Source organism: Streptomyces lunalinharesii (assembly GCF_039532155.1).
Classification (GTDB): domain Bacteria; phylum Actinomycetota; class Actinomycetes; order Streptomycetales; family Streptomycetaceae; genus Streptomyces; species Streptomyces lunalinharesii.
This window is the reverse complement of record NZ_BAAARK010000010.1, coordinates 129,246-151,075: the sequence shown is the minus strand read 5'-3', so window position 1 is coordinate 151,075 and position 21,830 is coordinate 129,246. Positions and strand designations below refer to the sequence as shown.

Genomic DNA, 21,830 nt, shown 5'->3' with positions numbered 1-21,830 from the left:
GTGCCGGGCGGCCGACGTGTCAGTCGTGCCCGGGGCGCCGGGCGTCGTGCTCCTGGTCCTCGTAGGCGCCGCGGCTGGCCTCGGTCTTCTCGCCGAAGGTGCGGATCAGGTCCTGGAGCGCGCCGAGCACGTCGGAGAGGTACGCCTGCATGCCGTCGTGCGCGCCGGCGAGCTTGCCGGCCTCGACGAAGTTGATCCCGAACGCCGCTCTCGGGATCGTCGTGTCGTAGGTGACCGTCTGGGTGGGGTCGTCCATGTCGCGCTGCAAGTGGCGCAGCTGTCGGACGACGACGTCCAGCTCTTCGAGGTCGACCCTGAATTGCTCGGCCATGTACTGCTTCTCCCCGTTCCCCCGCGGGCCTTCACCACCAAGCTATCAAGCCTGCCGGGCTGCCCGTACGCCCGTTCTCCTGATACCCGTGACGGGGCGGCTCCCAGCGTGCGACGAACGCCCCGGAGCGGGCAATTCGACAACCCGAAACGTGACCTGACGGTCCGTCAGGATTGTGTGGCGAGGCGGTGGCGGCAGTCCCAGACGCGGGACGAGATGCGGGCCAGCAGGCGGGCCGCGGGGTCGCCGGTGTCCCGGCCGTCGGCGAGCGGGCCGGTGTAGCAGACGGCGAGGACGTAGGGCGGGGCGTCGGGCGGGTAGACGACGGCGGCGCCGTGCCGCACCCCGTCGATCCAGCCGTTCTTGCTGGCCAGCCGGGTGCCGGGGGGCAGTCCCGCGGCCAGGTCGACGGCGTGTGCGTTGCGTTCCAGGCGGGCCAGTACCGCGGGTTCCAGCGACGTCAGCAGCCGGACGAGGTCGTGGGCGGTGACGAGGTTGGTCACGCCGGCGGCGCGGGCCGGGGTGTCCTCGATCCCGCGCGGGCTGCCGGAGGCGGCCGACGCCCCGGCCCGCCGCCACACCTCGGCGACCGCGGCCGGGCCCACCGCGGCCAGGCACAGGCTGCTGGCCAGGTTGGAGGAGTGGCTGACCATCCGGTCGGCGAGCCAGCCCAGCGGCGCGGTGCGGCCGAGGAGTTCCCAGGGCTCCGGGTCGCCGTCCTCGGCCCGGGAGTGCGCGTAGCTCCCGCCGACCGCCGAGCGGAAGGCGTTGACGACCGGCACCTGCCGGTCGAGGTCGAGCCCGCTGCGGTGGACGGCGGCGAGCACCGCGACCTTCATGGTGCTGGCCGCGTAGTGCGGGACGTCGGCGTTCCGCAGGATCACCGGGGGGCGCTGCCAGGGGGCTACGGCGACGGAGAGCATGGCTCATCGTAGGGCGGCGGCCCGGTCGGGCCCGGGCGCGAACGCCCCCGGGCGCCCCGCTCGGGCCCCGGACCGCCGCGCGGGGCGTCGGGTCAGTTCCCGGTGTCGGCCCGCAGTTGCCGCGCCACCTGAGCCAGGGTCGCCGTGGCCTGGTGCTGGAGGCCGCCGCCGAAGGTGATCCGGGTCGCGCCCAGGGCGCCCAGTTCGCGCGGGGACGGGCCGCCGGGCTTCGCCAGGGCGTTGAGCGGGAGGGGGACCGCCGCGGCCAGTTCGGGCAGCAGCTCGGGCGGGGCGAGGATCGGGTAGAGGCAGTCGACGCCGGCCTCGGCGTAGGCGCGGGCCCGCGCCACGGCCGCTGCCGGGCCCGGCTCGCCGCGCAGGAAGGTGTCGATCCGGGCGTTGAGGACCAGCGCGTCACCGGCCGCGGCCCGCACCTCGGCCAGCCAGCCGGCCTGCTCCTCGGGGGCGCGCAGGGCGCCGGTGGCGTGGTCGGAGTCCTCCAGGTTGCAGCCGACCGCGCCGGCCTCGGCGAGCCGGCCGACCAACTCCGCGGCGGACAGCCCGTACCCGGCCTCCACGTCCGCCGTCACCGGGACGTCCACGGCCCGCGCGATCCGGGCGATCGCCGCGAACATCTCGTCGGCCGGGGTCTGTCCGTCCGCGTACCCCAGGGACGCCGCGATGCCCATGCTGGGGGTGGCCAGCGCCGGGAAGCCGGCGTCGGCGAAGACCCGGGCGGAGGCGGCGTCCCAGACGTTGGGCAGGACCAGCGGGTCGCCGGGCCGGCGGCCGTGGTGCAGGGCGCGCAGCGTCGCCGCGGGGCCGGCGGCGGTCACAGCTCCGCCCCGGGGGGCTGGCGGACCGTGACGTTGACGCGGTTCCAGTTGTTGATGGCGACGATCACGCCCAGCAGGTGGGCGAGTTCCCCCTCGTCGAACTGGGCGGCGGCCCGCTCGTACACGGCGTCCGGTACGGCTCCCTCGGTGAGGACGGTGACCGCCTCGGTGAAGGCGAGCGCCGCCCGCTCCCGCTCGGAGTAGAGGTCGCCGGCCTCCTCCCAGGCCGGCAGCAGGTCGATCCGCCGCGCCTCGACGCCGGCTTCGCGCAGGTTGGTGACGTGCATGTCGATGCAGAACGCGCACTTGTTGAGCTGGGAGGCGCGCAGCACGACCAGTTCGGCCAGGACCGCGTCGCCCAGGCCCTTCTTCGCGGCCATGGTGAGCTTGAGCTGGGCCTGGTAGAACGCGGGGACCGCGCTCCAGAACGTCATGCGGTGGCTCATCGCGCTCACACCTGTCCCGGGACGAGGCGGGTGGTCACGCCGAACCGGTTCCACGCGTTGATGGTGGTGATCAGCGCGATCAGCTGGGCCAGTTCGGCCTCCTCGAAGGCGGCCGCGGCCTGCGCGTAGACGGCGTCGGGGACGAAGCCGTCGGTGAGCCGGGTGATCGCCTCGGTCAGGGCCAAGGCGGCGCGCTCCCGGTCGGTGAAGAAGCCGGTGGCCTCCTCCCAGGCGGCCAGGAGGGCGAGGCGCTCCTCGCTCTCGCCGGCCTTGCGGGCGTCGCCGGTGTGCATGTGGAGGCAGAAGGCGCACTGGTTGAGCTGCGAGGCGCGGATGTTGACCAGTTCGACCAGGGTCGGGTCGAGGCCCTTCTTGGCGGCCGCGTCCAGCCCGATCATGGCCTTGTAGACCTCGGGGGCGAGCTTGGCCCAGCGCATCCGGGGGCCGTGCCGGTGCCCGGCCGCGTGCGGGGCCTGCTGTGCTGCGGTGGGTGTCGTCTCGTTCGTCATGCCTTTGACGCTACGGGGTGAGTGGCGCAGGGGTATGGTCCACTTCCATGGAGAATTCGCGGGCCACTTTCGGGCGGGACCTCGGGCGGGACCTCCATCTGGACCTGACCGGTCCGGGCGGGCTGCGCTCCTCGTTGATGACGGCGCTGCGCGCGGCCGTGCGCTCCGGGCGGTTGCCCCCCGGCACCCGGCTGCCGTCCTCCCGGTCGCTCGCCGCGGACCTCGGCATCGCCCGCAACACCGTCGCCGACGCCTACGCGGAGCTGGTCGCCGAGGGGTGGCTGCGCGCCCGTCAGGGCTCCGGCACCGAGGTCGCCTGGGGGTACCTCCCGGACGGAGTCCGGGGGAGGGTCCTGCCGCGCGCCGTGGCGGCCCGGCGCACCCCGGGGCCGCCGTCCCCGACCGCCGCCGGGCCGCGCTTCGACCTCACCCCCGGCACCCCGGACGTCTCGTCGTTCCCCCGCACGGCCTGGCTGGCGGCGGCCCGCCGGGCGCTGACCGCGGCGCCCAACGAGGCGTTCGGGTACGGCACCCCGGCCGGCCGCCCCGAGCTGCGGGCGGTGCTCGCCGACTACCTCGCCCGGGCCCGCGGCGTGCGGGCCGATCCGGACCGGATCGTGATCTGTGCGGGGTTCATGCAGGGGCTGGGGCTGCTGAGCCGGGCGCTGAAGCCCCGCGGCGGCGCCCCCGGCCGGATCGCCACCGAGTCCTACGGGCTGCACCTGCACCGCGACGTGATCACCCGGGCCGGGCTCGGCACGGTCCCGCTCCCGGTCGACGCGCGCGGCGCGGACACCGGCGAACTGGCGGGCCTGGACCACCTGCGGGCGGCCCTGCTGACCCCCGCGCACCAGTTCCCCACCGGTGTCCCGCTGCACCCGGACCGGCGGGCCGCGGCGGTCAACTGGGCGCGCGCCAGCGGGGGTTACATCCTGGAGGACGACTACGACGGCGAGCTGCGCTACGACCGGCAGCCGGTCGGCGCCCTCCAGGGGCTGGACCCCGACCACGTCGTCTACCTGGGCACCGCGAGCAAGAGCCTGGCGCCGGCGCTGCGGCTGGCGTGGATGGTGGTGCCGGACCGGCTGATCGACCGGGTGCTGGAGGTCAAGGCCACCGGCGAGTGGCAGTCCGGGTCCCTGGACCAGCTGACCTTGGCGGAGTTCCTGGCGTCGGGGGCGTACGACCGGCACCTGCGCGGGATGCGGCTGCGCTACCGGCGGCGGCGCGATGAGTTGGTGGCCGCGCTGGCCGAGGCCGCCCCGCACGTGCACGTCTCGGGGATCGCCGCCGGGCTGCACGCGGTGCTGGAACTCCCGTCCGGCACCGAGCAGTCCATCGTCCAGGCCGCGCGGTGGCAGGGGTTGGCGGTGCACGGCCTGCGGGAGTTCACCGACCCGGCGTTCCCCGCGGCGGCCCGCGACGCCCTGGTGATCGCCTACGGCCGGCCGCCGGACCACTCCTTCGCGGCGGTCCTGGACGCCCTGCTGCGGGCGCTGCCGCCGGGGAGCTGACGGCGTCCGGCTACGGGCGCTCCACCACGGCCGGCGCGGGCTCGGTGCCGGGCGCGGCGGCGTCGGCGGGCCCCGTCGCGGGCGCTTCGCCGAACCGGGCCAGGGCCAGCGCGCCCGCCACGGCCAGCGCGAAGCCGATGACGGTCAGCGGGGCCAGGCCGTCGCGGGTGCGGTCGCCGAGCCAGGCGACGCCGACCAGGGCCGGGCCGAGGGTCTCGCCGATCACCATGCCGGCGGTGGCGGTGGTGACCGAGCCGCGTTGCAGGGCGGCGGTCAGCAGCAGGAAGGCGGCGCCCCCGCCGATGAGCAGCGCGTAGGTGGCGGGGTTGGTGAGCAGGTCGGCCGGCCCGAACCCGTCGATCAGGCGCACCGCGACCTCGACGACGCCGAAGCCGAGGCCCGAGCCGAGGCCGAGCGCGGCGGCACGGGCGCGGCCCGGGAGCCGGCCGGCGAGGGCGCCGCCGGCCAGGAGGGCGAGGGCGCAGACCAGCACGCCGATCCGCAGGGCCGGGCCACCGCTCCGGTGCCCCTCGGTGCCGGACGACAGCGCGAGCAGGGCCAGCCCGCCGCAGACCACCGCGACCGCGCTCCATTCGGCGCGCTTGAGGCGGGTGCCGAGGACGGGGGCGGCGACCACCGCGGTCACCGCGAGGGTGGCGGCCAGCGCGGCGCCGACCGTGTAGATCGGCAGCGTGCGCAGCGCCACCAGTTCCAGCAGGAAGCCGAGCCCGTCCAGCGCCAGCCCGAGCAGGTACCGCCACTGCGTCAGTACCCGCAGCAGCAGTCGGGCGTCGACGCCGGAGCCGGAGCCGGCCGGGGTGTCGCGGGCGGCGACGGCCTGGAAGACGGAGGCGGTGCCGAAGCACACCGCGGAGGCCAGCGCGCAGATCATCCCGAGCAGCATGGTTCCGACTGTACGGGGCCGGCGGAGCGCGGGGCAGGGGCGCCGGGCGGGGGCGTGGGGCGTGGGGGCGTGGGGGCGTCTACGCGCCCAGCACCGCGCGCAGCTGGTCCAGGCCCCAGTCCAGGTCCGCCTTGCTGATCACCAGGGGCGGGGCGATCCGGATCGTCGCGCCGTGGGTTTCCTTGACCAGGACGCCGCGGGCCAGCAGCCGTTCCGAGACGGCCCGGCCGTCGCCGCGGGAGGGGTTGACGTCGATGCCGGCCCACAGGCCGCGGCCGCGCACCGCGTCCACCGCGCCCCCGCCCACCAGCGGGGCCAGCGTGCGGTGCAGATGCGCGCCGAGTTCCGCGGCCCGCCGCTGGTACTCGCCGGTGCGCAGGAGCGCGACGACCTCCAGGCCGACCGCGCAGGCCAGCGGATTGCCGCCGAAGGTCGAACCGTGCTCGCCGGGCCGGAAGACGCCCAGCACCGCGCGGGAGGACACCACGGCGGACACCGGCACCACCCCGCCGCCCAGCGCCTTGCCCAGGACGTACACGTCGGGCACCACGCCCTCCTGCTCGCAGGCGAAGGTGGCGCCGGTGCGGCCGAGGCCGGACTGGATCTCGTCGGCGATGAAGAGCACGTTGCGGTCCCGGGTCAGTGCGCGCACGCCGGCCAGGTAGCCGGGCGGCGGCACCCGGACGCCGGCCTCGCCCTGGATCGGCTCCAGGAGCACCGCGACGGTGTCGGCGTCGACGGCCGCGTCCAGGGCGGCCAGGTCGCCGTAGGGGACGACGGTGAAGCCGGGGGTGTACGGGCCGAAGTCGGCGCGGGCCTCGGGGTCGGTGGAGAAGGAGACCAGCGTGGTGGTCCGGCCGTGGAAGTTGTTCTCCGCGACGACGATCCGGGCCCGGCCGTCGGGGACGCCCTTGATCCGGTAGCCCCACTTGCGGGCGGTCTTGACCGCGGTCTCCACCGCCTCGGCGCCGGTGTTCATCGGCAGGACGAGTTCCATCCCGCACAGGTCGGCCAGCTGGGTGCAGAAGTCCGCGAAGCGGTCGTGGTGGAACGCCCGGGAGGTCAGCGTGACGCGCTCCAGCTGGCTCCGGGCGGCGTCCAGGAGGCGGCGGTTGCCGTGGCCGAAGTTGAGCGCGGAGTACCCGGCGAGCAGGTCCAGGTAGCGGCGGCCGGTCACGTCGGTCATCCAGGCGCCCTCGGCGGTGGCCACGACGACGGGCAGCGGGCGGTAGGTGGGCGCGCTGTGGGCCTCGGCGGCGGCGATGAACGCTTCCGTGGACGTCACGGTGACTCCGTCCGGCGGGTCGGACCGCCCGGTCCGACCGGATGGGCGAGTGCCGGCCCCTCCCCGCGCGCTCCGGCTCCTCTTCGCGGTCTGTCCCCATTGTCCCGCCCGGGCGGGACAGGGTGCCGGGTGCGCGCCGGTGCGGCGGAGCCGCCGGCGGACCCGTTCGGCCGGCGGACGGGCGGGGGCGGGCCGCCAGGCCCTAGACTCGCCGTGCGCAGCCGCGACTGGCGCACGGGGAACGGACCCCGAGGGAGCGGTGCGCGGCCACACGCCTACGAGGTGCCGCCCGCCTGGGTACCCCGGGATCACGACCGACCACCGATCGATCGCCCCGGAGGACGCCATGACGGCCCATCCCGCCCGCCCCGCCCTGCACGCCGCCGACCCGGAACTGGCCGCGCTGGTCGACGCCGAGGAGCAGTTGCAGGCCGACACCCTGCGGCTGATCCCCAGCGAGAACTACGTCTCCGCCGCCGTGCTCCAGGCCACCGGCACGGTCCTGCAGAACAAGTACAGCGAGGGCTACCCGGGCCGCCGCTACTACGAGGGCCAGCAGAACATCGACCTGGTGGAGACGCTGGCCGTCGAGCGCGCCAAGGCCCTCTTCGGCGTCGAGCACGCCAACGTGCAGCCGTACTCGGGTTCGCCGGCCAACCTCGCCGCGTACCTCGCCTTCGCCTCCCCCGGCGACACCGTGCTGGGCATGTCGCTGCCGATGGGCGGGCACCTCACACACGGCTGGGGCGTCTCGGCGACCGGCACGTGGTTCAACGGGGTGCAGTACGGGGTCCGGGCCGACACCGGGCGGATCGACTTCGACGAGGTGCGCGACCTGGCCCGCAAGGAACGCCCGAAGATCATCTTCTGTGGTGGCACGGCCGTCCCGCGGACCATCGACTTCGCCGCGTTCGGCGAGATCGCGCGGGAGGTCGGCGCCGTCCTCGTCGCCGACATCGCGCACATCGCGGGCCTGGTGGCGGGCGGTGCGCACCCCTCGCCCGTGCCGCACGCCGACGTCGTGGCGACCACCACCCACAAGACGCTGCGCGGTCCGCGCGGCGCCCTGCTGATGTCGCGCGCCGCGCACGCCAAGGCGATCGACAAGGCGGTCTTCCCCGGCCTCCAGGGCGGCCCGCACAACCACACCACGGCCGCCATCGCGGTGGCGCTGCGGGAGGCGTCCGCGCCGTCCTTCCGCCAGTACGCGCACGCCGTCGTCGCCAACGCCAGGGCGCTCGCCGAGGCGCTGCTGGCGCGCGGTTTCGACCTGGTCTCCGGCGGCACCGACAACCACCTGGTGCTGATCGACCTGACCTCGAAGGAGGTGCCGGGCAAGGTCGCCGCCAAGGCCCTGGACCGGGCCGGGATCGTGGTGAACTACAACACCGTGCCGTTCGACCCGCGCAAGCCGTTCGACCCGTCCGGCATCCGGATCGGCACCCCGTCGCTGACCTCGCGCGGGCTGGGGACCGCGGACATGCCGAAGGTCGCGGAGTGGATCGACCGGGGCGTGCGGGCCGCCGGCACCGGCGACGAGGAGGCGCTCGCGGGCATCCGCGAGGAGGTCGCGGAGCTGATGGCCGCCCACCCCGCGCCGGGCCTGCCGCTCCCCCGCTGAGCCGCCCCTGGCCCGCTCCCCTCCTCCGTACGGCACCTGCTCGGCGCCACCGCTCGGCGCCACCCCACCGCGCCGGGAACACCCGCCGCCACCCCGCGCGTTGTGGCCTCGCAGGGGGCCCGCCCCTCCCCTACGGGAGGTGTTCGGCCACCCCCTACGGGGCCCCCGCGCCCGGTCCCGCCGGCCCCCGCCTGCGCGACCGCGGGCCGCACCGCGCGGGCCCACCGGCCGCTGTGTCCGGGGCCGCGGGGCTCCACGTCCGGGCCCCTCGCGGACCTGAGAGAATGCATGCCATGGCTCTCGAACGCCCGCCCGTCGCCCACCACCGCCCCAAGGGGAATGGCTCCGCCATGCAGCGTCCTCGCGTGCTCTCCGGTATCCAGCCGACCGCCGGCTCCTTCCACCTCGGCAACTACCTCGGTGCGGTGCGCCAGTGGGTGGCGCTCCAGGAGTCCCACGACGCCTTCTACATGGTGGTCGACCTGCACGCGATCACCGTCCCGCAGGACCCCGCGGAGCTGCGCCGCAACACCCGGGTCGCCGTCGCCCAGCTGCTGGCCGCCGGTCTCGACCCGGAGCGGTGCACCCTCTTCGTGCAGAGCCACGTGCCCGAGCACGCCCAGCTCGCCTGGGTGATGAACTGCGTGACGGGCTTCGGCGAGGCGTCCCGCATGACGCAGTTCAAGGACAAGTCCGCCAAGCAGGGCACGGACCGGACGACGGTCGGCCTGTTCACGTACCCCGTCCTGATGGTCGCCGACATCCTGCTCTACCAGGCCGACCAGGTCCCCGTCGGCGAGGACCAGCGCCAGCACCTGGAGCTGACCCGCGACCTCGCGGACCGCTTCAACACCCGCTACGGCGACACCTTCACGATCCCGAACCCGTACATCGTGAAGGAGACGGCGAAGATCTTCGATCTTCAGGACCCGTCGATCAAGATGAGCAAGTCGGCGTCGTCGCCCAAGGGGATCATCGACCTCCTCGACGACCCCAAGGCCACCGCGAAGAAGATCAAGAGCGCCGTGACGGACACCGACACGGTGATCCGCTTCGACCGCGAGGCCAAGCCCGGCGTCAGCAACCTCCTCACCATCCTGTCCACCCTCACCGGCGAGGACGTCCCCTCGCTGGAGCGCTCCTACGAGGGCAAGATGTACGGCGCGCTCAAGACGGACCTGGCCGGGGTGATGGTCGACTTCGTCACACCGTTCAAGACCCGTACGCAGGAATACCTCGACGACCCGGAGACGCTGGACACGATCCTGGCCAAGGGCGCCGAGAAGGCCCGGGCGGTGGCGGCGGAGACGCTGGCCGCCACCTACGACCGGATCGGGTTCCTGCCGGCCAAGCGCTGACCGTCCGCGGAAGGCCGGGCGTGCCCTCGCGGGCGCGGCCCGGCACACTGGGAAGGGTGCGCGCCCGGGCGGCGCGCACGCACACGTCTGGAGGGAGAACGCAGTGGGGACCGTAACGCTCGGCGTTTCGCTCGCGGTCCCGGAGCCGCACGGCAGCTTCCTCCAGCGGAGGCGCGAGGGCTTCGGGGACCCGGCGGCCAGCGGCATCCCCACCCACATCACCCTCCTCCCGCCGACCGAGGTGGACGCCGCGGCGCTGCCCGCCGTCGAGCGGCACCTCGCGGAGGTCGCCGCCGGCTGCCGGCCGTTCGCGCTGCGGCTGGCCGGCACCGACACCTTCCGGCCGCTCTCGCCGGTGGTCTTCGTCAAGGTCGTCGAGGGCGCCCGCGGCTGCGCCGCCCTCCAGGAGCGGGTCCGGGCCGCGTCCGGGCCGTGCGCGCGGGAGTTGCAGTTCCCGTACCACCCGCACGTGACCGTCGCGCACGGCATCGACGAGGCGGCCATGGACCGCGCCGAGACGGAGCTGGCGGGCTTCGCGGCCGCCTGGACGGTCGGCGGCTTCGCGCTCTACGAGAAGGGCGCCGACGAGGTGTGGCGGCTGGAGCGGGAGTACCCGTTCGGGACCGGGAGCGCGGCGGTGACGCTGCCCCGGCAGGCCGCGGAGGCCGCCGAGCTGTCCCGGCCGCCGGCCGCGTCCTACTGAGGCCCGCGCCCGGCCCGGCGCCGCCGCCCGCCGTCACGCTCCTGCCCGGTGCGTCGGGTGCTTCCCGCCTCCCGGGGTAGCCGGAAGCTAGTGTTCCGGATCAACCGGGGCAGCCGGCACGGAGGGGCGGTACGGGGATGACGGGCGGACGGGGCATGCCGAGCGACGGGGACGACGGTAACGACGCGGTCGCGCACGAGAACCACGGCGGCGGCAACGGGAGTCCCCACCACGGCCGGGACGTGGACCAGGGCAAGGGCAAGGACAAGAGCGAGGGCGGCCCCCTGGGTTGGGTCACCGGGCTGCCGGTCGTCGGCCCGCGGCTCGCCCCCGCCGTCCGCTGGGTCCTCGACTCCCACCCGTGGCGCAGCTACGAGCGGATGCTGCGGGTGCACTGGACCCGGCTGGCCGCCGCCATCACCTTCACCAGCTTCGTCGCGCTGTTCCCCCTGCTGACCGTCGCCGCGGCGATCGTCGCCGCCACCATCGGCGACGCCCAACTGCACACCCTGCAGACCAAGCTCGCCGAGCAGGTCCCCGGCATCTCCGGCCAGCTCGACCTCGCGGCGCTGGTCGACAACGCCGGCACGGTCGGCCTGATCGCCGGCGCCCTGCTGCTGCTCACCGGCATCGGCTGGGTGCAGTCCCTGCGCGACTGCCTGCGGGCCGTCTGGGAGCTGCCGGACGAGGACACCAACTTCTTCCTCGGCAAGCTCCGCGACGGCGGGCTGCTGCTGGGCCTCGGCGCGGTCGCCCTGGTCTCGGTGGGCTGCTCGACGTTCGCCTCGGCCGCGGTCGGCCGGGCGGCGGACGCGATCGGGCTGCCCAAGGGCGGCGCGGCCAGCCTGCTGCTGACCGCCGCGGGCTTCTGCATCGCGGTGCTCGCGGACTTCGTGATGCTGGCCTACGTCCTGACGAAGCTGGCCGGCGCCCACCCGCCGCGGCGTGCCCTGATCACCGCCTCGCTGATCGGCGCGATCGGCTTCGAACTGCTGAAACTGCTGCTCAGCGGCTATCTGCGGGGCGTCGCCGCGCGCAGCATGTACGGCGCGTTCGGCACCCCGATCGCGCTGCTGCTGTGGATCAACTTCACCGCGAAGCTGCTGGTCTTCTGCGCGGCCTGGACGGCCACCTACCGGCCGGCGCGCGCGGGCGCCGAGCCGGCGCCCGCCACCGCGGCGTAGCGGCCGGGCCCTTCCCCGCGCGGGGAGGGGCGTACCGGGGCCGGTCCCGTCGGCGCTGCGACGGGACCGGCCCCGGCGGCGTTCACTTCCGGCGCCGGCGCCCGCCGCCGCCGTCCGCCGGTGCCGGCCGCCGCCGACGGACCAGCCACGCCAGCCCGCCCAGCAGCGCCACCGCGCCGCCGCCGATTCCCGCGACCGCCCACGGCCCGCCGAGGCCGCCGGAGTCCAGCGCGGCCTGGGCCTGCGGGTCGCCGTTCTTCGCGTCCTTGTCGGACTCCTTCTCCGCGCCCTTCGCCTCGACCAGGCGGCCGACCGGTGCCACCTTGCCGTCCGCGGCGAAGCCCCAGTCGAAGAGCTTGGCGGCCTCCCGGTACGCCTCGTTGTGCTGCCTCTTCTCCGGGTTCATCACGGTGACCAGCAGCTTGCGGCCGCCGTGCTGGGCGACGCCGGTGAACGTGGACCCGGCGTTGGTCGTGGAGCCGTTCTTCACGCCCGCGATGCCCGGGTACGGCTTGATGTCGTAGTCGCCGCTGAGCAGCCGGTTGGTGTTCTGGATGCCGAAGGTGGCGCGCTTGCCATCCTTGCCGGTGTCGCCCGGGAACTGCGCGCTCGCCGTGGAGCAGTACTCCCGGAAGTCCGCGTTCTTGAGCCCGGCCCGGGCGAACAGGCTCAGGTCGTAGGCGCTGGACACCTGCCCCGGTGCGTCGTAGCCGTCCGGCGTGATCACGTGCGTGTCGGTGGCGTTGAGTTCCACCGCGCGCTTCTGCATCTCCTTGACGGTGGCGTCGGTGCCGCCGTTCATCGCGGAGAGGGTGTGCACCGCGTCGTTCCCCGACCGCAGGAAGACCCCCAGCCACAGGTCGTGGACGGTGTAGGTGAGGTTCTCCTTTATCCCGACGAGGCTGCTGCCGGCGCCCATGCCCGCCAGGTCGGTCGGCTTGACCTTGTACGTCTGCGTCTTGGGGAACTTCGGCAGCACGGTGTCGGCGAACAGCATCTTCAGCGTGCTGGCCGGCGCCAGCTGCCAGTGCGGGTTCTTGGCCGCGAGCACCTCACCGGAGTCGGCGTCCGAGACGATCCACGAGCGGGCGGTCAGCTCCTTGGCGTCCGGCAGCGCGGGCGCGCCCCCTCTCGGCTGCACCTGCACGCCCGCCTGCCCCAGCCGTTCCCCGCCGACCTGCGACATCTTCGCGGGCGGCACGGGCGCCTTCGGGGGCTGTCCGCCGTCCACGGGGGCGGCCTGCGCGGAGCCCGCGAACAGCGGCGACACCAGCAGTACGGAGGACGCCAGCGCGGCGACGGTACGAACGGCTCGTACGGCGGAGGGGGACGCGGGGGCACAGAAGGTCGTCGGCACGTCCGTGAACGTACCCGGCCGCGCCCGCCTCCCGGAACGCGCCCCACGGAAGAGTGTCCCTCCGAACGGCCGGATGGAGCCGCTGCCGCCGCCCCCACGGCTCCCTCGTCCCGCGTCCTGCTTCCCGCTCCCCCTCCGAGGGACCTGGCGCATCTGCTTCACCTTCCACAAACCACTGGCCATCACGACGTCGGGACTAGGCGAAAGAGCTGGTCCACAGGTGCCAAGACGACAACCGACCCGCCCGGGATCCCAAAACGCCGCGTCCGGGACGTGAATCACTCCGGGGGGCGGAACGGGGGGCGGAGAGGGTTGATGGGGGGAACAGCCGCGATGGGCCCACGAGCTGCAACGACGTCGCAGCGGTTTCCCGTTCCTGCAACGCCGTTTCCTTGCCTCGGGTGCAGAGCTGCCGGAACCATCGAACGAGAACCGGCATCGCGACGAAGGGGAGGCCGTGGAAGTCACCGTGCTCGCAACTTCATGCGACAAGAAGGACTGCCCAACGCTCTACAAGACGGACCGGGGCACCCTCCTGGTGCAGGGCGAGACACCCACCGATCACGGGCTGCGGATTCCCGCCCACGAGAACCTGGTCGAGATCCCGCTCGAACTAATCCGAAGGGCCATCCGTGACGACCTCATCTAGAACTCTGGGCAGCCTCTTCGACACCTTCACCCGGGAGGCATTCCGCCTGGAAACCCTGGACGACTACAGCCGCTCGGGGAGTGTCGACGCGTACCGCGCCTTCCAGGACGGCCGCGACCGGCCCGACGCCTACAACGCCGACTGGCTGGCGGAGGTCAAGGGGCACGTCGACGCCGGGCGACGGGTATACCGCGTACACGTCCTCACTCGCCCGCTGACTCCGTACCTGCGCTTCGAACTCGGCTGGGGCTACGTCACGAACGCGACGGCCGGTGAGGAATTCTTCATCCTCGACCTCACGGATCTCCCCAACCCCCTTGTCGGCGTGGGGGACTTCTGGCTCTTCGACTCCGTCACGGCCACCCCGATGAGCTACGACCCCGAGGGGGAATTCCTCGGCGCTGCGGTGCTGCCCGACGATCGCGGCCCCGAGTACGTCGCGTACCGCGACGCGGCCCTTGCCCATGCGGTTCCCTTTGCGGATTGGTGGGCAGAGCACGGCGTGTGAACCGTTCGGAATTGGGTGCGGCTCTGCGGGTACTACGGCACGCCTCGGGCAAGGAGGCCAAGACGGTGGCCCGCAGTTCCGTCATGTCCGCCAGCAAACTCAGCAAGATCGAAACGGGGAAGCTCGCCCCAAGCGCCGACGACGTGGATCGCATCCTGACTGCCATCGGCGTTTCGGACGGTGTGAAGACGGAGTACATGGAGGTCGCACGGGCGGTAGCCACCGAGTCCACGGCATGGCGACTGATCCAACGTGCCGGGCTCCACAAGGCACAAAAACAGCTTCAGGCCATGGAGAGTCGCATGGGAATGCTGCGCCTCTTCCAACCTGCGCTCGTGCCTGGCCTGCTGCAGACCCCGGAATACATGCGGGCCGTCCTGTCGCGCCATGGCGACCTGAGCGCGGAAACCGTACGACGAACCATCGGCGCCCGACTTGAACGACAGGGCGTTCTGTACGACTCGGGCAAGACTTTCCGCTTCGTGATCACAGAACCGGTACTGCGCTGGCTCATCACTCCACCGCTCGTCATGGCCGGCCAGTTGGACCGACTGATCACCTTGTCGCGACTACCCTCCGTCGATATCCGAGTGGCGCCTCTCACCGGACCCCAACATGACATTCCCAGCCACGCCTTCGTCATCAGGGACGAGCGGGTCGTATCCGTAGAAACGGTGCACGCCGCAGTCACAGTGACCGATCCCAGAGACGTATCCCTGTACGTGACGAAATTCGAAGGGTTTGCCGAACGAGCGCTTTCCAATGACGTCGCGAGAGCCATGCTCGAAGACATCCGAGACGAGTTCTTGAGACAACAGGAAACGGGATAGCGGTACACCACTCCGCACGGGACCATTGCTTTGATGAATCCGAGCGAGGAGATAAAAGGTCCGAGTCGCCCCACACCGGAGAATCCCGGGCCGGCCTCCGGCACTGCGGAGGACGGATCTAGGCGGCAGAAAAGCAACCCCGTAATCGGTCGGTCAGGCGCAACGGCCCTTGCCCCGGAGGCACAGGTACCACCGTGCCCTTTCCCGTGCTCCACCTGTCAAGCCAAGGGTCGTCAGTAGCACGGCGGGCCCATGCCCCCGGAGGCGCCCCGCGAGCCTGCCCCGCGGCCCAGCGATGCGGAGGGCTACGCGTAGGCCGTTGCCGGTCGGGGTGGCGTTCCCCGAGCGGTGAGCTCGCTCACCCGGCAGCCCGTCGCGCAGGGGGCTGCCGGCCCGGAAGGGGTTCGTCCGTCAGCCCTCCGCCACCGCCGTCTGAGGTGCCTCGCGGCGCAGGGCGCGCAGGCCGCGGAAGCCGAGGACGCCGATCGCGGTGCCGAGGAGGAAGGACACGATGGCCAGGGTGAGGTGGATCCAGAAGTAGGCGGTGGGGTTGCCGTGGTCGAAGGCGAGCCCGCTGGCGTCCTTGACCAGGTTCTTGACGAAGGTGGTCCACACCACCCATGACCAGGCGCCGAAGGCGAGGAGGAACCAGGAGACCGGGCGGCTGAGCTTCATGGGGTGTGTCCTCTGCTGCGGGGAAGCCTTGCCCTGCCAGTATCCGTGATCGATTTTCGGGGCGGCCGCGGCCCGCGCCCGCCCCGCGCCGAGTGCTCACCGCAGTGCGGCGGAGCCGAACCCCCCGCCCCGCTCGGCCGCGCTGCCGCACCGCGGCCCGGTCCGGCTGACGACCGGCAGGAACAGCACCGGGTGGGCCGACCACTCCACCCACGTGCCCGCGCAGTTGAGCGCCAGCCCGCAGGGTTCCCCGCGGTGCAGCGCGGACACCGCTCCCAGGCGGCCGTCGCCGTCCACCTCGCGCAGCGCCCGCTCGCGCGCCCGGCCGGACAGTCCGGCGGCCAGCCGGTGGGCGTCCGCGGCGATCTCGCGCACGGCCCGCAGCGGGGCGCCGACCGCGAGGGACGTCCAGGACGCCACCCCGTCCGCCTGCTCGGAGCGGTACACGGTCCGCTCGCACCAGATCCCCGGCACGGCCAGTCCCGCCCCCGGCCGTCCCGTCCGCGTCACGCCGCCAGCCATGCCGCCTCCCGCCCCTGCGGAGTGCCGGTGCCGTGGGCGCCGACGGTCCCGCCGCCGGGCCGGGCCACGAGGGCGTACGCGCACCCTTCGGCGTCAACGACGGTCAGGGTGACGGGATTTCCGGCCATCAGCCCGTACACCGCCCGACCGAAAGCGACCTGGTCGCCGAGCCAGTCCAGCGCCCCCGTCCCGGAGGGCACCGCTAACTGCTGGGCGACCTGCTCGGCCCGCGTCCGCACCCATCGCACCGCCCGGCGCGGCGAGTACGTCACCACGCCCCCGAGGTCGATCGACGGCCCGGACGGCCGGTGCACCACCAGTTCCGCCCGGTAGACCGCCACGTCCCCCACGACCGTCACGGCAGCTCCGGTGCAGGCAGCGGGAGTTCCGCCCACACCACCTTTCCGGTGCCGGCCGGGACCACCCCCCAGCCACTTGCCAAGGCGTCCACGAGCACCAACCCACGACCACATTCCGTTTCCTCCTCCTCGACCCCCGTCGATTCCTTGCGCACGGGCTCCCCGTCACCCACGTCGTGCACCTCCAGCCGCAGCCGGTCGCGCGTCAGCACGAACCGGACCCCGATCGCCGGCACGGGCGCGGCCAGGCCGGCGTGCGCGCGCACCGCGTTGGTGACGAGTTCGGACGCCAACAGCGTTGCGGATGAGGCGAGTTCACCTCCGACGCGCCATGCGTGCAGTTGCCGCCGGAGCTCTCTGCGGGCCCATCCGACGCTGCGTACGTCGGGCGGAAACCGGTAGGCGACTGCGGTCGCGACGGGCGGAGTTGCTACGAACCGGGCGCGTGCGGACATGGCTATCCCCTTGGTGCGCATGCATGACGGAGCGATGTCACTACGCAATGCGCTGACGTGCCTGCATTGCGTGACGGCCATCACGGTAGGGCGTCGAGTGACTTATCCACAAGCCCTTCTCGCGCAAGTTGCGATCGCGGTGCGTGAGCGTGCAAACTAGTTCCGTAACGACTCAACGCGGCACACTGAGGCCATCGTTGAAAGGAGCGCTCATGCCCGCAGGTGGGAGGCCGACGGTGCGCAGCCGGAGGCTCGGCAACGCACTGAGGCGCTATCGGGAGGCTGCTGGGCTGGATCAGCCGGACAGCGCCGAGGCCATCATGAAGTCCGTCTCGAAGGTCAGCCGCTTGGAGAGCGGACAGACGACCGCTTCGGCACTGGAGGTTCGAACTCTTCTGGAGCTTTACGGAGTTGGGGACCCAGACGAGCGGGCCAAATTGCTGGAGTGGGCCCGGCGCAGCAACGAACGGGGCTGGTGGATCGACTACCAGGAGGCGGTCGGGGACGGCTACGCCCACCACATCGCTCTGGAACATGAGGCGACGTACATTCGCTCGTGGGGGCCAATCCTCATCCCCGGGTTGTTGCAAACCACTGACTACATGGAATCCGTCATCGCCATAGGACCACGGACGATCCCGTCCGAGAGGGTCGTCGAGTTGGCGAAGCTGCGTCAGGAACGCCAGCGGAGGATCGAGGAGGGAGGGGCCAGCTTCGCCGCGATCATCTGGGAGCCAGCCCTCGCGTCCCTGCACCTCGATCGCAAGGTGCGGGAAGGCCAGTTGAGCCGTCTACTCGACGTGGGAGAACGGCAGAACGTCACGATTCAGCTCCTCCCGGCGACCGCGAGCCTGGTCGCCGGGATGGCAGGCGCATTCGTGGCCTTCTCGTTCGGTGTAGAGGCGAATGTGGAAGCCGTGACGCTGGAGAATCCGGCGAACACCAATGTTGTGGAAGCACCGGAAGACCTGGCCCTCTACGTCAACACGTTCGATCAGCTACGCTCGGCCGCACTGCCGCCGGACAGGAGTGCCGAGCGCATCCGCGAACTCCTTGAAGGCGGAACGCCGCACAAGGAAGTGAAGCCGTGAAGCCTGAAGAAATAGGCGCGTTCCGGAAATCCTCGTACTCCGCCCAGTCAGGTGACTGCGTGGAGATCGCCCCCACCCTCACCGGCGGCCACGCCATACGCGACAGCAAGGACCCCGCCGGGCCGCACCTCGTCTTCCCCGCCGGTGCCTGGAGCGCGTTCACCGACGCGCTCAAGGACGGCGAGCACAGCTGACTCCTGCGAGCTCCCGACCCCGCACCACTGCAACAGGCCGGGAGCCTGTCCCTTACGGCCAGAACGCCGCACAAGGAAGTGACAGCATGATGCCGCAGAGCACGGGCGTGTTTCGGAAGTCCTCGTACTCGACCCAGGAAGGCAACTGTGTAGAGGTCGCCCCCATATCCACCGGCGGCCACGCCATACGCGACAGCAAGGACCCCGCCGGGCCGCACCTCGTCTTCCCTGCCGGTGCCTGGAGCGCGTTCACCGACGCGTTGAAGGGCGGCGACCGCAGCTGACGCGAACGGGCCCCGGTGCGCGCCGCGTGAGGCGGCGGGGACCGGGGCCCGTGGTGGAGCGGCCGGGGGCGGCGGAGCGGCTTACTGTCCGGCGAACTTGCGCGTCACCGAGTCGAAGACGCGTTGCGCCTCGGGGCCCAGGTAGGGGCCGGCGAGCCAGGTGTGGGCGTTGGAGCTGATCGAGGTGTTGGAGATCAGCGTGAGCTTGCCGTTGCGGCCGACGAACCAGCCGCCGCCGGAGGTGCCGCCGGTCATGGTGCAGCCGATCCGGTCCATGGCCGGGGTGCCCTGCTGCATGGTGAGGCGGCCGGGGCGGTCGTAGCAGGACATCATGCGGGCGCCGTCGTAGGGCGGGGCCGCGGGGTAGCCGAACGCCTTGATCGAGCTGATGCGGTCGGCGTGCGGGGCGTTGAACCACACCTGCGCGGCCGCGCCGACGGTCTCCTGGAGGGACTTGCCGCCACCGTTCTCCGGCCGGACGTGCAGCACCGCGAAGTCGTACGCGGAACCGGCGTTGCCGGACTCGGTGCTGCCCATGTCGATCCACTCACCGGACGTGCTGATCCAGTCCGCCCAGAAACGACCGTAGGGGGTGACCTCCGGGGTGGGGGTGGTGCCGACCTGGCTCATCGGCACGCCGGTGTCGTTGTACGACGGGACGAAGACGATGTTGCGCATCCAGCCGCCCTGCCGGCCGGAGTGGACGCAGTGGCCCGCGGTCCACACCAGGTTGGACTTCCCCGGGTGCGCCGGGTCCTCGACGATGGTGCCGGAGCAGACCATCGGGCCCTTCGGGCTGTCGAAGAAGATCTTCCCGACCGGGGCCATGTTCCGGTGGTAGGGGCGGCCGACCTCCTGGGCGGTGACCGGCCGGGGTTCGGGGTCGGTGGCTTCGGACCCGCCGACCGCCGCGCCGGCCTCGACGCCGACGTCGGGGGCCGCCTGGGCCTGCGCCATCCGGTCGGCCTTCCAGTGGTCCTTGATGATCGGGTTGGCGAAGTCCCGGGCCTCGTGGGCCCACTTGCCCCAGTCCTTCCAGCCGCCGTCCTTCCACTTCTTCAGGTCGTCGATGCTGGTCGGGGCGTCGTCGGGCAGGTGCGGACCGCCGGCCTTCTGGTTGCCCGACGCCGAACCCCCGCCCGTGGCAGCGGAATTGCCGTCGGGTCCGCAGGCGGTCACGGTGGCGGCGAGCAGGACGGCGGCGGCCGCGGCGGCGAACCCGACGCGACCGCGGCGCGGACGGCGGGCACGTCCGCCCGGACCGGGCGGCGTGGAAGGTGCGGATGGTGCGGAAGGCGTGGCCGGTGTGGACGGCATGGGTGTGGTTCCCCCCTGGTGCGTACGACGTGCCCGGCGCGGCGCGGCACGGTGGTGGCGCCGGCGCCGGTCGGTGCTCCCCTGACGGCAGTCGCGGGCTGACTGTCATGCCCCTGATGGGGCCGCGCCCTACTATGCCGTTCCGCCGCACCGGGCGGGGCGGCGGGCCTTCTCCGGCCCAAGATCGGGACAATCGCTGGTGTCCTGTTCGAACCGTCCCGAGGACCGCACCGTGACAGAACGCGTCATCGACCGCCCCCGCAGCCGCGGGTTCCTCTTCCTCGACTCGCACCCCGCCGGGTGCCGGCAACTGGTCTCGGACATGTGGGAGGCCGTGCCCGCCCCGGCCACGCCGCCGCCGGCCGACGGCCCGGTGGCCCTGGTCATCGGCTCCTCCGCCGGCTACGGCCTGGCCGCCACCCTCGCGGGCCTCAAGCGCGCCGGCATCCGCGGCATCGGCGTCTGCTTCGAGAAGCCGGGCAGCGCCCGGCGCACCGCCACCGCCGGCTGGTACCGCACCGCGGCCACCGCCGAACTCGCCCGCGAGGCCGGGCGGGACATGGTCTTCCTCAACGGGGACGCGTTCTCCGACGCGCTGAAGGAGCAGGTCGCCGACCTGGTGGCGGAGCGGTTCGGCGGGAAGCTGGACCACCTGATCTACTCGGTGGCCGCCCCGCGGCGCACCGACCCGGAGACCGGCACCACCTACGCCTCGGTCCTCCAGCCGATCGGCGCGGCGTCCCGCACCAGGACCCTGGTCTTCGACGGCGAGGGCGCGCCCGAGGTCAAGGAGGTCCGGACCGCGCCGGCCACCGAGGAGGACATCGCGCAGACCGTGGCGGTGATGGGCGGCGCCGACTGGGAGCGTTGGATCGACCACCTGGCCGGCCGCGGCCTGCTCGCCGAGGGGTTCTCCACCGCGGCGCTGTCCTACATCGGCTCGTCGCTGACCGAGGCGATCTACCGCAAGGGCACCATCGGCGCCGCCAAGGCCCACCTGGAGGGCACCGCCCGCACCCTCGACAAGCGGCTGTCCGAGCTGGTCGGCGGGCGCGCGGTGACGTCGGTCAACGGCGCCGCGGTCACCCAGTCGTCCACCGCCATCCCCGGCATCGCGCTCTACGTCGGGCTGCTGCGCGGCGTCCTCGGCGCGCAGTTGGTGCCGCCGACCGCGCAGCTCAGCGAGTTGTGGGACCAACTCACCGGCGCCCGCCCGCTGGACCTCGACGCGGAGGGCCGGGTCCGCCTGGACGGCTGGGAGTTGACGCCGCAGGTGCAGGCCGCCGTCGCCGAGCGGTGGCAGCGCGCCACGACGGAGAACATCGCCGAACTCGCCGACCTGGACTGGTTCCACGGCGAGGTGCACCGCCTCTACGGCTTCGCGGTGCCCGGCGTGGACTACGCCGCCCCGGTGGCCACCGAGGTGGCGTGGCCGCAGGAGCCGGCCTGACGGTCGGCGGCGGCGGCGGTGGTCGCCGCGGTGGGCCCGCGGCCGGCCCACGCGACGGGCCCTTGGCCGACCCGGGCGGCAGGCCCTCGGTCGACCCGGGCGGCGGGCCGGCGGGACCGCGTCAGCAGGGGCGGGCCGGCACCCGGGGGTCCAGTCGGCCCGCCCCGACGCCGTGCCGGTACTGCGCGATCTGCTCGCGGGTCGGGTACCACTTCTTGTCGCAGCGCTGGCACCACCAGCGCCAGTTGTCCCAGTGGACCTCGGTGGTGGTGGCGTCCTTCCACAGGCTGTCGTGGCAGTCGGGGGTCGGACAGTGCGGCGGCGGCAGGGGCATGACGGGCCGGGCCTTTCGTGCGCCGGGTGGGTCCCCGGGCGGATCTGGGGCGCCCCCAGCCTGGAGCGCCGCGGGGCGACGCGGTGGCTCGGCGTGGCCACGGCCATACGATCGGGTGACGGCCGGGACCGCCGCTGACCGCCGCCGGCCGCCCGCCCGGACGGCCCGGAATCGCGCGGAAGGCGCAGGCC

The 21,830-nt window shown here is 73.1% G+C and carries 26 protein-coding genes; 12 read left to right on the top strand and 14 right to left on the bottom strand.

Annotation, left to right across the window (positions count from 1 at the left end; translation table 11 throughout):
• Positions 1-19: 19 nt before the first annotated feature.
• From ABD385_RS17865 to ABD385_RS17845, 5 genes are all read right to left on the bottom strand, one after another.
• Positions 20-331 carry a hypothetical protein gene (locus ABD385_RS17865; RefSeq protein ID WP_344576893.1) on the bottom strand — a complete coding sequence of 104 codons (312 nt, stop codon included), beginning with the start codon at positions 329-331 and terminating at the stop codon, positions 20-22.
• Positions 332-498: 167 nt separating this feature from the next.
• The gene (locus ABD385_RS17860) at positions 499-1,254 is read right to left on the bottom strand and encodes a serine hydrolase (RefSeq protein WP_344576890.1); all 756 of its coding nucleotides are present in this window, start codon (positions 1,252-1,254) and stop codon (positions 499-501) included.
• A 92-nt stretch (positions 1,255-1,346) separates the two neighbouring features.
• Complete coding sequence (locus ABD385_RS17855; protein ID WP_344576887.1) at positions 1,347-2,090, bottom strand: isocitrate lyase/PEP mutase family protein; 744 nt, start codon at positions 2,088-2,090, stop codon at positions 1,347-1,349.
• Positions 2,087-2,536 carry a carboxymuconolactone decarboxylase family protein gene (locus ABD385_RS17850; RefSeq protein WP_344576885.1) on the bottom strand — a complete coding sequence of 150 codons (450 nt, stop codon included), beginning with the start codon at positions 2,534-2,536 and terminating at the stop codon, positions 2,087-2,089. The genes ABD385_RS17855 and ABD385_RS17850 overlap by 4 nt, the downstream gene beginning before the upstream one ends.
• A 5-nt stretch (positions 2,537-2,541) precedes the next feature.
• Positions 2,542-3,045, bottom strand: a complete 504-nt coding sequence (locus ABD385_RS17845) for a carboxymuconolactone decarboxylase family protein (protein ID WP_344576882.1) — start codon at positions 3,043-3,045, stop codon at positions 2,542-2,544.
• A gap of 47 nt (positions 3,046-3,092) precedes the next feature.
• Here ABD385_RS17845 and pdxR point away from each other — a divergent pair, with 47 nt between their 5' ends.
• Positions 3,093-4,559, top strand: a complete 1,467-nt coding sequence (gene pdxR / locus ABD385_RS17840) for a MocR-like pyridoxine biosynthesis transcription factor PdxR (protein ID WP_344576879.1) — start codon at positions 3,093-3,095, stop codon at positions 4,557-4,559.
• 10 nt (positions 4,560-4,569) lie between these two features.
• Here the strand turns inward: pdxR and ABD385_RS17835 are convergent, their stop codons facing one another.
• Both ABD385_RS17835 and rocD read right to left on the bottom strand, forming a co-directional pair.
• Positions 4,570-5,451, bottom strand: coding sequence for a hypothetical protein (locus ABD385_RS17835; protein ID WP_344577103.1), 882 nt, complete (start codon positions 5,449-5,451; stop codon positions 4,570-4,572).
• Positions 5,452-5,542: 91 nt separating this feature from the next.
• Positions 5,543-6,748 carry an ornithine--oxo-acid transaminase gene (gene rocD, locus ABD385_RS17830; protein WP_344576876.1) on the bottom strand — a complete coding sequence of 402 codons (1,206 nt, stop codon included), beginning with the start codon at positions 6,746-6,748 and terminating at the stop codon, positions 5,543-5,545.
• A gap of 346 nt (positions 6,749-7,094) precedes the next feature.
• Here rocD and ABD385_RS17825 point away from each other — a divergent pair, with 346 nt between their 5' ends.
• From ABD385_RS17825 to ABD385_RS17810, 4 genes are all read left to right on the top strand, one after another.
• Positions 7,095-8,369 carry a serine hydroxymethyltransferase gene (locus ABD385_RS17825; RefSeq protein ID WP_344576873.1) on the top strand — a complete coding sequence of 425 codons (1,275 nt, stop codon included), beginning with the start codon at positions 7,095-7,097 and terminating at the stop codon, positions 8,367-8,369.
• A 293-nt stretch (positions 8,370-8,662) separates the two neighbouring features.
• Entirely contained in the window at positions 8,663-9,727 is a 1,065-nt protein-coding gene (gene trpS, locus ABD385_RS17820) for a tryptophan--tRNA ligase (protein WP_425585424.1), read from the top strand.
• 103 nt (positions 9,728-9,830) lie between these two features.
• Positions 9,831-10,430, top strand: coding sequence for a 2'-5' RNA ligase family protein (locus tag ABD385_RS17815; protein ID WP_344576866.1), 600 nt, complete (start codon positions 9,831-9,833; stop codon positions 10,428-10,430).
• Between the two features lie 284 nt (positions 10,431-10,714).
• Positions 10,715-11,614: a YihY/virulence factor BrkB family protein gene (locus tag ABD385_RS17810; RefSeq protein ID WP_344577099.1), complete on the top strand. Its 900-nt coding sequence runs from the start codon at positions 10,715-10,717 to the stop codon at positions 11,612-11,614.
• A gap of 82 nt (positions 11,615-11,696) precedes the next feature.
• Here the strand turns inward: ABD385_RS17810 and ABD385_RS17805 are convergent, their stop codons facing one another.
• Positions 11,697-12,971, bottom strand: a complete 1,275-nt coding sequence (locus tag ABD385_RS17805; protein ID WP_344576864.1) for a D-alanyl-D-alanine carboxypeptidase family protein — start codon at positions 12,969-12,971, stop codon at positions 11,697-11,699.
• Between the two features lie 457 nt (positions 12,972-13,428).
• Between ABD385_RS17805 and ABD385_RS17800 the strand changes: the two genes are divergently transcribed.
• Genes ABD385_RS17800 through ABD385_RS17790 form a run of 3 tightly spaced genes read left to right on the top strand, consistent with a single transcriptional unit; the run spans position 13,429 to position 14,958 of the window.
• Positions 13,429-13,620 (top strand): hypothetical protein, encoded by a 192-nt coding sequence (locus ABD385_RS17800; protein ID WP_344576862.1) that lies wholly within the window; start codon positions 13,429-13,431, stop codon positions 13,618-13,620.
• Positions 13,604-14,128, top strand: a complete 525-nt coding sequence (locus tag ABD385_RS17795; RefSeq protein ID WP_344576860.1) for a DUF6879 family protein — start codon at positions 13,604-13,606, stop codon at positions 14,126-14,128. The genes ABD385_RS17800 and ABD385_RS17795 overlap by 17 nt, the downstream gene beginning before the upstream one ends.
• The gene (locus ABD385_RS17790) at positions 14,125-14,958 is read left to right on the top strand and encodes a helix-turn-helix domain-containing protein (RefSeq protein ID WP_344576856.1); all 834 of its coding nucleotides are present in this window, start codon (positions 14,125-14,127) and stop codon (positions 14,956-14,958) included. The genes ABD385_RS17795 and ABD385_RS17790 overlap by 4 nt, the downstream gene beginning before the upstream one ends.
• Before the next feature lie 411 nt (positions 14,959-15,369).
• On the opposite strand, the gene ABD385_RS17785 is transcribed toward ABD385_RS17790, so the two are convergent.
• From ABD385_RS17785 to ABD385_RS17770, 4 genes are all read right to left on the bottom strand, one after another.
• Positions 15,370-15,633, bottom strand: a complete 264-nt coding sequence (locus ABD385_RS17785; protein ID WP_344576854.1) for an SCO4848 family membrane protein — start codon at positions 15,631-15,633, stop codon at positions 15,370-15,372.
• 96 nt (positions 15,634-15,729) lie between these two features.
• Positions 15,730-16,155, bottom strand: a complete 426-nt coding sequence (locus tag ABD385_RS17780; RefSeq protein WP_344576852.1) for a hypothetical protein — start codon at positions 16,153-16,155, stop codon at positions 15,730-15,732.
• Positions 16,140-16,514 carry a hypothetical protein gene (locus tag ABD385_RS17775; protein WP_344576849.1) on the bottom strand — a complete coding sequence of 125 codons (375 nt, stop codon included), beginning with the start codon at positions 16,512-16,514 and terminating at the stop codon, positions 16,140-16,142. The genes ABD385_RS17780 and ABD385_RS17775 overlap by 16 nt, the downstream gene beginning before the upstream one ends.
• Entirely contained in the window at positions 16,511-16,969 is a 459-nt protein-coding gene (locus tag ABD385_RS17770; RefSeq protein WP_344576846.1) for an ATP-binding protein, read from the bottom strand. The genes ABD385_RS17775 and ABD385_RS17770 overlap by 4 nt, the downstream gene beginning before the upstream one ends.
• A 212-nt stretch (positions 16,970-17,181) precedes the next feature.
• Here ABD385_RS17770 and ABD385_RS17765 point away from each other — a divergent pair, with 212 nt between their 5' ends.
• The 3 genes from ABD385_RS17765 (at position 17,182) to ABD385_RS17755 (ending at position 18,538) form a co-directional block, all read left to right on the top strand.
• Positions 17,182-18,060 carry a helix-turn-helix domain-containing protein gene (locus tag ABD385_RS17765; protein WP_344576843.1) on the top strand — a complete coding sequence of 293 codons (879 nt, stop codon included), beginning with the start codon at positions 17,182-17,184 and terminating at the stop codon, positions 18,058-18,060.
• A complete protein-coding gene (locus ABD385_RS17760) occupies positions 18,057-18,254 on the top strand; it encodes a DUF397 domain-containing protein (protein WP_344576841.1) in 198 nt (65 codons plus the stop codon). The genes ABD385_RS17765 and ABD385_RS17760 overlap by 4 nt, the downstream gene beginning before the upstream one ends.
• An 86-nt stretch (positions 18,255-18,340) precedes the next feature.
• Positions 18,341-18,538, top strand: coding sequence for a DUF397 domain-containing protein (locus ABD385_RS17755; protein ID WP_344576839.1), 198 nt, complete (start codon positions 18,341-18,343; stop codon positions 18,536-18,538).
• Positions 18,539-18,619: 81 nt separating this feature from the next.
• Here ABD385_RS17755 and ABD385_RS17750 read toward each other — a convergent pair whose 3' ends face one another.
• Positions 18,620-19,855: a trypsin-like serine peptidase gene (locus ABD385_RS17750; protein ID WP_344576838.1), complete on the bottom strand. Its 1,236-nt coding sequence runs from the start codon at positions 19,853-19,855 to the stop codon at positions 18,620-18,622.
• 232 nt (positions 19,856-20,087) lie between these two features.
• Between ABD385_RS17750 and fabV the strand changes: the two genes are divergently transcribed.
• Positions 20,088-21,305 (top strand): enoyl-[acyl-carrier-protein] reductase FabV, encoded by a 1,218-nt coding sequence (gene fabV, locus ABD385_RS17745; protein WP_344576836.1) that lies wholly within the window; start codon positions 20,088-20,090, stop codon positions 21,303-21,305.
• A 121-nt stretch (positions 21,306-21,426) separates the two neighbouring features.
• Here the strand turns inward: fabV and ABD385_RS17740 are convergent, their stop codons facing one another.
• Positions 21,427-21,639, bottom strand: coding sequence for a hypothetical protein (locus ABD385_RS17740; RefSeq protein WP_344576829.1), 213 nt, complete (start codon positions 21,637-21,639; stop codon positions 21,427-21,429).
• Positions 21,640-21,830: the final 191 nt, after the last annotated feature.

What these genes read in the sequence shown, in the direction of transcription:
- ABD385_RS17865 (WP_344576893.1), bottom strand. Translation starts at nt 331, where the DNA reads ATGGCCGAGCAATTCAGGGTCGACCTCGAAGAGCTGGACGTCGTCGTC.
- ABD385_RS17860 (WP_344576890.1), bottom strand. Translation starts at nt 1,254, where the DNA reads ATGCTCTCCGTCGCCGTAGCCCCCTGGCAGCGCCCCCCGGTGATCCTG.
- ABD385_RS17850 (WP_344576885.1), bottom strand. Translation starts at nt 2,536, where the DNA reads ATGAGCCACCGCATGACGTTCTGGAGCGCGGTCCCCGCGTTCTACCAG.
- ABD385_RS17845 (WP_344576882.1), bottom strand. Translation starts at nt 3,045, where the DNA reads ATGACGAACGAGACGACACCCACCGCAGCACAGCAGGCCCCGCACGCG.
- pdxR (WP_344576879.1), top strand. Translation starts at nt 3,093, where the DNA reads ATGGAGAATTCGCGGGCCACTTTCGGGCGGGACCTCGGGCGGGACCTC.
- ABD385_RS17835 (WP_344577103.1), bottom strand. Translation starts at nt 5,451, where the DNA reads ATGATCTGCGCGCTGGCCTCCGCGGTGTGCTTCGGCACCGCCTCCGTC.
- ABD385_RS17825 (WP_344576873.1), top strand. Translation starts at nt 7,095, where the DNA reads ATGACGGCCCATCCCGCCCGCCCCGCCCTGCACGCCGCCGACCCGGAA.
- trpS (WP_425585424.1), top strand. Translation starts at nt 8,663, where the DNA reads ATGGCTCTCGAACGCCCGCCCGTCGCCCACCACCGCCCCAAGGGGAAT.
- ABD385_RS17785 (WP_344576854.1), bottom strand. Translation starts at nt 15,633, where the DNA reads ATGAAGCTCAGCCGCCCGGTCTCCTGGTTCCTCCTCGCCTTCGGCGCC.
- ABD385_RS17780 (WP_344576852.1), bottom strand. Translation starts at nt 16,155, where the DNA reads ATGGCTGGCGGCGTGACGCGGACGGGACGGCCGGGGGCGGGACTGGCC.
- ABD385_RS17770 (WP_344576846.1), bottom strand. Translation starts at nt 16,969, where the DNA reads ATGTCCGCACGCGCCCGGTTCGTAGCAACTCCGCCCGTCGCGACCGCA.
- ABD385_RS17765 (WP_344576843.1), top strand. Translation starts at nt 17,182, where the DNA reads ATGCCCGCAGGTGGGAGGCCGACGGTGCGCAGCCGGAGGCTCGGCAAC.
- ABD385_RS17755 (WP_344576839.1), top strand. Translation starts at nt 18,341, where the DNA reads ATGATGCCGCAGAGCACGGGCGTGTTTCGGAAGTCCTCGTACTCGACC.
- ABD385_RS17750 (WP_344576838.1), bottom strand. Translation starts at nt 19,855, where the DNA reads ATGCCGTCCACACCGGCCACGCCTTCCGCACCATCCGCACCTTCCACG.
- ABD385_RS17740 (WP_344576829.1), bottom strand. Translation starts at nt 21,639, where the DNA reads ATGCCCCTGCCGCCGCCGCACTGTCCGACCCCCGACTGCCACGACAGC.